The following is a 7,848-nucleotide window of genomic DNA, read 5'->3' on the forward strand; positions in this document are numbered from 1 at the left end:
TTCTCGTACAACATGGGGGATCCGGACTCCCGCAACGACAAGGATTCCGCGCCCCACATGATGATGGGTGTGGTCATCAACCCGTTCTTCGACTGGGACGGTGACCACCTCCCGCGGATCCCGTACCACCGGTCCGTGATCTATGAGGCGCACGTCAAGGGCCTGACCCGGCTCCACCCCGAGGTTCCGGAAGAGCAGCGTGGCACGTACGCCGGTGTGGCCCATCCGGCGGTGATTTCCCATCTGCAGAAGCTCGGGGTCACGGCGATCGAGCTTATGCCGGTGCATCAGTTCACGAACGATGGCATCCTGCAGGACAAGGGGCTGAACAACTACTGGGGTTACAACACGATCGGTTTCTTTGCCCCGCACAACAGCTACAGCTCCAAGGGCGATACCGGCCAGCAGGTCCAGGACTTCAAGGCCATGGTCCGTTCCCTCCACCGGGCCGGCATCGAGGTCATTCTCGACGTCGTGTACAACCACACGGCCGAGGGAAACCACCTGGGCCCGACGCTGTCCTTCAAGGGGATCGATAACGCCGCGTATTACCGTCTGATGGATGGTGACGAGAAGCATTACATGGACTACACGGGTACCGGGAACTCGCTGAACGTGCGCAGCCCGCATTCGTTGCAGCTGCTGATGGATTCCCTGCGCTACTGGGTCACCGAAATGCATGTGGAYGGTTTCCGCTTCGACCTGGCGTCCACGCTGGCCCGTGAGTTCTATGACGTGGACAAGCTCTCGACCTTCTTCGAGCTGATCCAGCAGGATCCGGTGGTTTCGCAGGTCAAGCTGATCGCCGAGCCGTGGGACGTCGGTCCGGGCGGCTACCAGGTGGGCAATTTCCCGCCGCAGTGGACGGAATGGAACGGCCAGTACCGGGACACGGTCCGTGATTTCTGGCGCGGGGAGCCCTCCACCCTGGGCGAGTTCGCCTCGCGGTTGACCGGATCGGCGGACCTTTACGAGCATTCCGGGCGCCGCCCGGTGGCTTCGATCAACTTCGTCACGGCCCACGACGGGTTCACGCTGGCCGATCTGGTGTCSTACAACGAGAAGCACAACGAGGCGAACGGSGARGGCAACAACGACGGCGAGTCCCATAACCGTTCCTGGAACTGCGGYGTCGAGGGGCCCACGGAGGATCCGAAGGTCCTGGGTCTTCGTGCCCGCCAGCAGCGGAACTTCATCGCCTCCATGCTTCTGTCCCAGGGTGTTCCGATGCTGCTGCACGGTGACGAGCTGGGCCGGACGCAGCGGGGCAACAACAACGGCTACTGCCAGGACTCCGAGCTGACGTGGATCAACTGGGACAGCGTGGACCAGCCCCTCGTGGAGTTCACGGCCGCGGTCAGCGCTTTGCGTGCCAAGCATCCCACYTTCCGGCGCAGCCGTTTCTTCGACGGACGCCCGGTGCTTCGCGGTGARGGCGARAGGCTCCCGGACATCGTCTGGCTCGATGTCGACGGAACYACCATGACGCCGTCGGACTGGGACAGCGGCTTCGGCCGCTCGGTGGGGGTGTTCCTCAACGGTGACGGGATCCGCGGCCGGGACAACCAGGGGCGCCGCATTACGGACGTCAATTTCCTGCTCTACTTCAACGCCCACGACGACGAAGTCGGCCGCCTCGCTCGTAGCGCTGACGCATACGGCGACCGCCGAAACCGCGGCGCTCACGTCACCTACCGTTCCGGAGCCGAAGAAGACGAAGAAGCCGGCGTCCGGGCTGCAGCCAAGCAAGCGGGACACTCCGTGAACGGTTGGCCATTTCTTGATCGGGGCCTTGCCTGTCAGTAAGCATGCTGATTGACTCAGAGGCGAGGCGCCGGACTGGCGCTCGTCTTCGTTGCAAAGGAGATGCACCGTGGGATTTCTCGCTTTTCTTCTGCTCGGCCTGATCGCGGGGGCCATCGCAAAGGCCATTCTTCCTGGAAGGCAAGGCGGCGGCTTGCTGCTTACCCTTCTTCTGGGAGTTGTCGGGGCGTTTCTTGGTGGTTGGATCGGTTCCCTCGTTTTCGGTGGTGGACTAGGAGACTTCTTCGATCTGAGGACCTGGCTGCTGTCTATCCTGGGAGCCATCATCGTGCTGCTGATCTTCGGCGCAGTCAGAGGACGTCGAAGCAGGGTCTAGGAGCGAAGGCAGGGACCTGTGGAGTACGCGTTTCTAGCGCCTGTACCCCCGATGCTGGTCAGGCCTTCGCCGCCACGGGATCGTTCGGGTGTGGATTCAGTGGCGTGATCTCGACAGTCATCCACACATGCAACGGGAGCGAGGCCAGGATGTCCTTGAGAGCGGCCTCTGTGTCGGCGCTCCAGAGGCCGAGGGTGCGCCATTCGCCCTGCTCAGTGGGCGGCCTCCACAATCGCAGGAGGTGGCCCATCTGCGCCAGTTCGGCAGCGCGGATAGCCTCGCGATCCTTTGTAGCGTCGACCACCGATTCTGGCGTTCCATGTGGGACGTTCGTGGTGAGGGTGGTGAGGAATTCCATTCTTTGAGTGAACCCGAGTGCCCGTCTGCGGTCCACGACTTGTATCCGAACACTGGTAGGCCCCGCCTCTCACCGGTCATCCCGGCGTACAATCAACCCGTGGAACTCCGGCAGCTCACCTACTTCGTCGCTGTCGCCGAGGAGCTGCATTTCGGTCGAGCCGCAGAGCGGCTTCACATTGCGGGGCCGTCGCTCTCCCAGCAGATCATCAACCTCGAGCGCGAGCTCGGGACTCGGCTCCTCATCCGTGATCGCAGGCACGTCGAGTTGACGCCCGCCGGCAGCGAGTTCCTGACTGATGCCCGGGAGGTCTTGGCCGCTGCCGCGCGAGCGTTCGATCGGGCTCGAAACGGCGACCGACAGTTGCCGCTGCGGCTGGGCTATGTCAGTTGGATTCCCCCAGGGATCATGACATTACCCAACCTTCGTATCCGTCTCGACGAGTGGGTCCTGCCATCCCACACTCAGGCAGCGCGGGTGGCCGAAGGCAGCCTCGATCTCGCCATCGCGTGGATTGAGGAGGCCGACGTTGTGCGGCAGGGCCTGGCCGCCGAGCCTTTAAATTACGAGCGATTGCAAGCGGTCATGCCAGGAACGCACCACGCGGCTCGTCACGACAGTGTGCCGGCAGCCGGACTCACGGCCCTCGTCGATGTCGACGAAGCGTCCTGGGACTCGTGGAACCGCTACGCCTTGGCCTTCGCCCACGCCAGTGGGGCGTCCGTCACACACATCGACGACGGCGGCATTACCGGACCCGCATTCTTCGAGCACGTGGCCCGTTTGAGGCGGCCAGTGCTCCAGTCGCCCAAGCGTCATGCGGCGCCGATGCCACCCACGTTGACCCGTCGGCCTGTCACGTCCCCGGTACCGCTGTGGGCTTGGGATCTGCTGCGTCGCGCGGATGACACGCGGCCTATGGTCACAAGCGCGATCCGAACGTTGATCGACGGCGCCTCGGCGGCCGGGTGGCGAATGCCGCCGACCGAAACCCACTGGCCCCCAACCATTGGAAAGCAAGCGTGATGGGTTTCGCAGCTTTAGGACTGGATTTGGTCGTTGCCGAAAAGGCCTGACAGCCCGCCTGTATGGAGAAACACCGCTGTGCCTTCTGGTAGAAGATCGTGGCGTGCTGCGCTGATTAAGCCAGCCATGGCGCGCCCGGTGTATGTCGGATCGAGGATAATTCCTTCCATCCGAGCGGTCAGATCTATAGCTTCTCGTGCCGCCTCCGTGAGGTATTCGTATCTGGCCCCGACCTGCTCTTCATCAATGCGAAGCGCACCGCTGGCACAGCCCATCTCGTCGAGGAGGCGTGCGACGGCGGCTCGCGCTTACGCACCTTGTTGCCACCGCCCGCAAGGCCCATCAGGTCATCGCGTTTGAAGACCAACCGGTCTCTGGGGATGCCGAGGGCCACAGCTAGCCGGGGTACCGCTTCTACCGGAGTCGGTCGTAAGAAGGATTGCATCTTCTTTTCTATTGTCAGCTTCGTGTCAATGTCGCGGGAACGGGCGGATGGCAGACGGACGGAGGCTAGTAAGCGACCAGCCGCCGTCGAAGAGACACGGTCCCCAAAACGAGTCCGACCGCGGCCGTCGCCAGCAGCACAGCGAGGTCCCGGCCCAGGTTGTCGGTCGACTGGTAGAAGATCGCGGCCTCCAAGGCGTCCACCCCGTAAAACGTTGGCGTGAAGTGCGCTATGGCCTGGATCCAATCCGGCAAGAACGCCGCAACACTGATTCCTCCGCTGAGGAAAAACAGGTAGATCGACAGATTGATACCAGCCCCGGCAACGGCCGAGAAGCGCCGCAGCGCACCTCCCAAAGCAGTCCCGAGCCCAGCGGCCGCCAGCGCGATCAGTCCGATCGTGGCCAGCGCTGGCAACCAATACCAGCCGGCAGGCCGGAGGACCCCAAAGGCGAACGACAGGCCCAGGACCACCGCCGCCACGAGCATGGTTGTTACCCAGCACGCCAGGATCTTGCCGGCGATGAGCGACCCGCGGCCGATCGGCGAGAGCAACAGCGCCTTGATGGTCAGGTCTTCGAACTCGCGGGCGGCGGCCAACCCGCCGTTGACGATCCCCATGATCGTGAGCAGGAGCACGAGGATCGGCACGAGCTGAAACTGGACCAGGTCGACGTCGTGCGGCCTCAGGTCCGATTCGGCGACGCCGACCCTGATCGGAGTGTCCGGCTGGCCGGCATAAAAATTGGTAATGGCAGCCGGAACTGAGCGGCGCAGATCGTTGGTGAAGTCGAGGTTCAGGTTGTTGATCTGCACGCTGACGGGGTCGGGCCGCTGTGCCCGGTAGTCGTCGTCGAACGTGGCGGGTACGGTAATGACCGCCGCAACCTGGAGCGTGTCCAGCAGGTGAGTGGCCTCAGCGGGAGTCGCCCGCTGGACGCGGAACGCGTCCGAGTCCTCAAGGATCGAGACGAGTCGCTGCGCCTGCGGCCCGCTGTCCTCAACCACCAGCGCGACCGGATTCCGGCCGACCGCCCCGGCCACCACGAAGATGATCAGCAGGAAGGCGACGGGCGGCAGGAGGCTGGCCAGAATCGCGGACGGCGTCCGGAACCAGGTCTGGATGTCTTTCGCCGCTATGGCGAGCACGGCACGTCGGACAGCCATCAGTGCCTCGCCCCCCGCCGGCCGAAGACGAATGCCGCGCACCCCACGGCCACCACGCTGAAGGCTCCCAGGACGATGGCGTCCACAGTCAGGCCTTGCGGAGCCGTCTGGTAACCATGGAAGGCGTGCTGGAAGGCGGCTATCGCATACGTGAGAGGCGATATCGCAGCGATCCCGCCGGGGATGGCGCCCAGCCAGTTCGCCGGCCCGAACGGTCCGCTCAAGAAGAACAGGGGAAGAACGGCCGCGATGGACAGGGGGATTGCCTGCTGTCTCCGACGAACCAGAGTCCCGACGAGGACGCCGAGGGCGAGGAACGCCGCCAGGATCAGGAGTCCGAAGCCCAATACTTCGAGGGGATGGAGCGGATGGACCCCGATAAAAAGGACCACGACGGCAAGTAGCAGCAGCGCGGACGCCGCCGCGAGGACTGCGGCTCCCAGTACCTTGCCCACCCCGATGGTCAAGCGGCTCACAGGCGCCAGTGCGAGTTCCTTGATGGTCCCGAGCTCGTAGTCCCGCGCGGTATTGACGCTGCCTTGCAGTTGGGACGCGAGCATCAGGCCGGCAACCATGATGCTCACGGCGAGGTACGGAATGTAGCCGGTGTCCTGGGCCTGCACATCGGACTCGAGCGCACTCACGACCACCTGGTCAGGGAACGCGTCGGCGTAGAAGGATGTTATCGAGAGGGGCACGGCCCGCCGGATGTCGTTCGTGAAGTCGACGTTCAAGTTGTTGACCTCCACCGGGACGTCGACCCGGGCTCCGGCGGCGAGTGCGGCGTCGAAATCCTGCGGTACGGTCACAACGGCGACGATGCTGCCCGCCCGGATCTCGCGTTCCGCGTCGGCCGGGGTCGCGGTGTGGATGATAAAGGAATGCGCGCCGTCCATGGCCTGAACGAAGCGTACCGCGAGCGGTCCGTGGTCATTCATCACGACGGCGATCGGCGCCTGGCCGCCGCTGATCGCGAAGAGCAGGAAGAGAAGCAAAAAGTTGATGGGGATGAGGACGCCGATGATCGCGAAGAGCGGCTCCCGAAGGGTGAGCCTGATGTCCGTGGTCGCCACCGCCCGGATCACGCGAAGGTCATGCCGGAGGCTCATTCCCGGAGCTCCTTGCCTGTCAGGCTCAGGAAGACCTCGTCGAGGCTTGGTTCCCGGCTCTGGATCTCCTCCAGGCTCGTGTATCCGACGACTTCGGTCACGACCTTGCCGGTGACGTCGGCACCGCCCTCCACAGTGACCTTCAGCGAGCCGTCGGAAGCAACTGCCGAGACAACGCCGGGGAGCGCAAGGACCTTTCGAACGATGTCCTCCCCAGGCGCCGGATGCGTGCGCATTTCAAGCACGGTGTCACCGAAGCTGCGCCTTAGCTTTGAGGGCGAGTCGAGCGCGACCAGCCGTCCGCGGTCGATGATGGCCAAGCGATCGCACAAGGCGTTGGCTTCCTCAAGGTAGTTGCTGGTGATGAGTACGGTGGTGCCGTGATCCTTGAGCTCGAGGATCCGGTCCCAGAGGGCATGCCTGCTCTGCACGTCGACTCCGAGGGTCGGTTCGTCGAAGTAGAGCAACTCCGGTTCGTGGAGCATGGCCCGGACCAATGCCAGCCTTCGCTTCATGCCGCCGGAGAACGTGGCGACGCGGCTCTTCCGGCGCTCCTCCAGTTGCGCCAATTCGAGCAGCGAGGTGATCTTCCTATCGAGACCATGCTTGGGCACGTCGAAGAGATCGGCGTGAAACCGGAGGTTGGCTTCAGCTGTGAGTTCCTCGTAAAGGGCGTTCTCCTGCGGTACTGTCCCGAGTGAACGCCGGATCCCGCGTGGATCCTTTAGCAGGTCGATGCCCAGGACCCTGACCCCGCCGGAGCTTGGGCGGCTGAGGCCGCTGATCATGTTGATGACGGTGGTTTTGCCCGAGCCGTTGGGCCCGAGAAGGCCGAAAATCTCCCCGCGTTCAACCTGCAGGCTGAGGTCGTCGACGGCGGTGAGCGAGCCGAATCGCTTCGTGACGCCTATGAGCTCAATGGCCGTTTCGGTCATGCGTTTTCCTCCCTGAACAGCGGGAGAGGAACGCGGTCGCGATCCGATGCGCAGACTTAATTGGCGGCGTCACGGCTCCATGATGGGGCGGTGTCGAACAAAATACAAGCGGTCCTGCTGACCCATCGAAGTTCGACGAGGCGCGGAATCCGAACGTGGAGCGCGGAGGTGCATGTGAACTGACTCACAAGGCTGCAACCTGCTCGCAACCCTCCCGCTCCTAGGCTGAAGCCAGCGCTCCATCGACCTGCTCGCAACGAGGTCTCGTGGTGGTTGTGTCTCGGCCCCGGCGCCAAAATTTCATGCTCCATTTGCTCCACGCTTTAACGACGCAAGGATTTCGCCAATGACGACGACAATGCAGGCAGCCGTAGTAACTGAATTCGGCAAGGACCTTCAGATCCAGTCCCTTCCCATTCCTGTTCCGGGCCGGGGGGAAGCGCTGGTCCGGGTGATGACCACGGGGGTGTGCCACACGGACCTGCACGCCGCTGAGGGGGACTGGCCGGTCAAGCCTTCACCGCCGTTCGTGCCTGGACATGAAGGGGTGGGTGAAGTGGTGGCCCTCGGTGAGGGTGTCACGGACCTGGCGGTCGGGGACCTGGTGGGCAACGCCTGGCTCTGGTCCGCTTGTGGCGATTGCCAGTTCTGCCGGACCGGTTGGGAGAC

8 protein-coding genes are annotated in these 7,848 nt (G+C 63.7%); 4 read left to right on the plus strand and 4 right to left on the minus strand.

Annotated features, from left to right (window positions below; all coding sequences use genetic code 11):
* Positions 1–1,806: glycogen debranching protein GlgX (gene glgX / locus AB4Z38_RS25360; protein ID WP_441432279.1), on the plus strand; the 1,806-nt coding region annotated here is incomplete at its 5' end.
* 67 nt (positions 1,807–1,873) lie between these two features.
* Positions 1,874–2,140: a GlsB/YeaQ/YmgE family stress response membrane protein gene (locus AB4Z38_RS25365; RefSeq protein ID WP_441432280.1), complete on the plus strand. Its 267-nt coding sequence runs from the start codon at positions 1,874–1,876 to the stop codon at positions 2,138–2,140.
* A 58-nt stretch (positions 2,141–2,198) separates the two neighbouring features.
* Here the strand turns inward: AB4Z38_RS25365 and AB4Z38_RS25370 are convergent, their stop codons facing one another.
* Positions 2,199–2,534, minus strand: coding sequence for a muconolactone Delta-isomerase family protein (locus AB4Z38_RS25370; protein WP_441432281.1), 336 nt, complete (start codon positions 2,532–2,534; stop codon positions 2,199–2,201).
* Between the two features lie 63 nt (positions 2,535–2,597).
* Between AB4Z38_RS25370 and AB4Z38_RS25375 the strand changes: the two genes are divergently transcribed.
* A complete protein-coding gene (locus AB4Z38_RS25375; RefSeq protein ID WP_441432282.1) occupies positions 2,598–3,524 on the plus strand; it encodes a LysR family transcriptional regulator in 927 nt (308 codons plus the stop codon).
* Between the two features lie 510 nt (positions 3,525–4,034).
* Here AB4Z38_RS25375 and AB4Z38_RS25380 read toward each other — a convergent pair.
* The 3 genes from AB4Z38_RS25380 to AB4Z38_RS25390 are packed head-to-tail and all read right to left on the minus strand — an operon-like array spanning position 4,035 to position 7,179.
* Positions 4,035–5,135 carry an ABC transporter permease gene (locus AB4Z38_RS25380; protein ID WP_441432283.1) on the minus strand — a complete coding sequence of 367 codons (1,101 nt, stop codon included), beginning with the start codon at positions 5,133–5,135 and terminating at the stop codon, positions 4,035–4,037.
* Positions 5,135–6,244, minus strand: coding sequence for an ABC transporter permease (locus AB4Z38_RS25385; RefSeq protein WP_441432284.1), 1,110 nt, complete (start codon positions 6,242–6,244; stop codon positions 5,135–5,137). Before AB4Z38_RS25385 ends, AB4Z38_RS25380 begins: the two co-directional genes overlap by 1 nt.
* On the minus strand, positions 6,241–7,179 hold the full coding sequence (locus AB4Z38_RS25390; protein ID WP_441432285.1) for an ATP-binding cassette domain-containing protein: 939 nt from the start codon (positions 7,177–7,179) through the stop codon (positions 6,241–6,243). The genes AB4Z38_RS25385 and AB4Z38_RS25390 overlap by 4 nt, the downstream gene beginning before the upstream one ends.
* Before the next feature lie 346 nt (positions 7,180–7,525).
* Between AB4Z38_RS25390 and AB4Z38_RS25395 the strand changes: the two genes are divergently transcribed.
* Positions 7,526–7,848, plus strand: a 323-nt coding sequence (locus AB4Z38_RS25395) for an alcohol dehydrogenase catalytic domain-containing protein (protein WP_441431917.1), incomplete at its 3' end; no start/stop codon positions are given.

It is taken from the genome of Arthrobacter sp. 2RAF6 (genome assembly GCF_052115205.1).
Taxonomy (GTDB): domain Bacteria; phylum Actinomycetota; class Actinomycetes; order Actinomycetales; family Micrococcaceae; genus Arthrobacter.